Source organism: Acinetobacter seohaensis, from assembly GCF_056431365.1.
This window is the reverse complement of sequence record NZ_JBWKMK010000091.1, coordinates 1-2,069: the sequence shown is the minus strand read 5'-3', so window position 1 is coordinate 2,069 and position 2,069 is coordinate 1. Positions and strand designations below refer to the sequence as shown.

1 protein-coding gene and 3 pseudogenes are annotated in these 2,069 nt (G+C 36.1%); 2 read left to right on the top strand and 2 right to left on the bottom strand.

Annotated elements, in window-relative coordinates:
• Both AC07E5_RS09865 and AC07E5_RS09860 read right to left on the bottom strand, forming a co-directional pair.
• Window positions 1–79, bottom strand: a pseudogene (locus tag AC07E5_RS09865) (recombinase family protein); the annotation flags it as partial.
• Between the two features lie 766 nt (window positions 80–845).
• A pseudogene (locus AC07E5_RS09860) lies at window positions 846–950 on the bottom strand (IS3 family transposase); the annotation flags it as partial.
• A 164-nt stretch (window positions 951–1,114) separates the two neighbouring features.
• Here AC07E5_RS09860 and AC07E5_RS09855 point away from each other — a divergent pair.
• Together AC07E5_RS09855 and AC07E5_RS09850 are read left to right on the top strand one after the other, a co-directional pair.
• Window positions 1,115–1,363, top strand: a complete 249-nt coding sequence (locus tag AC07E5_RS09855; RefSeq protein ID WP_000192612.1) for a type II toxin-antitoxin system Phd/YefM family antitoxin — start codon at window positions 1,115–1,117, stop codon at window positions 1,361–1,363.
• Window positions 1,353–1,640: pseudogene (locus AC07E5_RS09850) on the top strand (type II toxin-antitoxin system RelE family toxin). The gene AC07E5_RS09855 and the pseudogene AC07E5_RS09850 overlap by 11 nt, the downstream one beginning before the upstream one ends.
• Window positions 1,641–2,069: the final 429 nt, after the last annotated feature.

Genomic DNA, 2,069 nt, shown 5'->3' with positions numbered 1-2,069 from the left:
CCTCAATTCCTTCAAGTTGACGTCCAGTGTTTTGCTCGACAGAACTTACCCGGACATACCCTACTTTTTGGCCTTTCACTTTTTCACGCCCCAATTGGATAAAAATGAACAATTTCGTAAATTATAAATCTTTAACACTAAAGTTACATGTTGCTTATGATTAAAAATCATTTAAATGATACATAATTTCATGAACTTTCAGATTGTAACTTTAGGGTGTACTCTAAATTCACATAAAATTTCTTATAAGAATTTCTTTGTAAGTTTCGAGTAAAGTTCTATAAAATCACCTAAATTTTTAATTCATGATTCAAGTTATTGAATATATTTAATTTTAGTTCATTAAATTTTTTTTGATTTTTTGCATAAAAAACTGTAAATTATTAATTAATCACAGCATATATTCTTAATATTGTTGTGAGTCACCGCGAATGCGGTTTGTAGAACACTGTTTTCAATCCAAAGCACATACTGCCCGTGAGTCACCGCGAATGCGGTTTGTAGAGAGATAATTCAGCTCACTTGGATCAACAAAGGGTGAGTCACCGCGAATGCGGTTTGTAGAAAGATAATTCAGCTCACTTGGATCAACAAAGGGTGAGTCACCGCGAATGCGGTTTGTAGAAATATAATCTCAGTGCGTCACCGCGAATGCGGTTTTTGAGTTATCGTATAGGCGATTTTTAGATCCTTTCAAGCCACTGAAAGTTATACTCATTTGTAAGTTATCGCATATGCGATTTTCAGAAAGCCCATTTTAAAAATGGGCTTTTTTGATGGTGAGTTATCGCATGATTTTGAAATTAGTTATTTAAGATTCTCTATAGACATGTCACCTTTCGCTCCAACTCATCAACTGATTTAAATTCCTCACCATAGCAACACTCTGATTTTAGTATTCCAAAGAAGCTCTCCATTGCAGCATTATCTAGGCAGTTGCCTTTAGCCGAATCAACTACACATTCAAAGATTTATTGCTCTTTTAGTATTCATTTATGTTTCTTGTAAGAGTTTTTAAAAGTACATTTAATCATGCTTTTAAGTGTGCTATTGTTCCTGCATTACTTGTAGTAATTCACCCAGACGCCAAACACTATTCTATAGAGACTTAACCATGACTCAATTAATCCATGCGCGAATGACTGCAAGTATTACTGAACTCAAAAAGAGTCCGATGGATACAGTGCTCGCAGGCAAAGGCGAACCTGTCGCAATCCTCAATCGTAATACACCAGCGTTTTACTGTGTTCCGGCTGATCTGTATGAAACGATGATGGAACAACTAGAAGACCTAGAACTGAATAAGATTGCAGATGCTCGTGCGAATCAGAAACGCATTCGAGTAAATATTGATGACCTATAAGTTAGACTTTTTAGAAGAAGCATTAGCAGAATGGAATAAGCTAAATCCAAGTATTAAGCAGCCATTGAAGAAGCAGTTGATCAAGGTTTTGTAGAATCCTCGCATTCCCAAAAACAAGTTGTCAGGATATCCTAACCGCTACAAGATCAAACTTCGTAGTATTGGTTATCGTCTGGTTTATGAAGTCGTTGATGATGAGGTAGTTGTCATCGTGATTGCTGTAGGCAGACGTGAAAACAATGCCGTCTATGATGATGCCAACTCTCGTCATTCATAAATGATGTAATGCCAATAAGCATGATATGCCCATGAATACATTTGTGCTTATGGGCATTTTTTATCTCAGTATCATCTGATTGGATAGTTGTTTATTGCAACTTATTTGAAACTAATTAAGAACTAAAATAAAACCAATATGTAACTAATTTATGGGGTGCTGCTTAATACAGACAGGATTCATTCAGAACATTTAAGCAATCACATACTGCCACAACCAAACCAATAATCACATTACACCTAAAATCACTGCTGCATAGGCGTGTAAAATCAAATAAACAAAGGTAATCCAGCCACTTGCTCCATCGTAAGCGTCCGCTGAACCCCATGCCTATTTTTTAATTTGAGTTGGATTTCCAGCGGTGTGGTAGCAATTCTTCAATCTGAGTCACTTTATGTGTCGGCAACCTTTTCAGCACATCACTTAAAT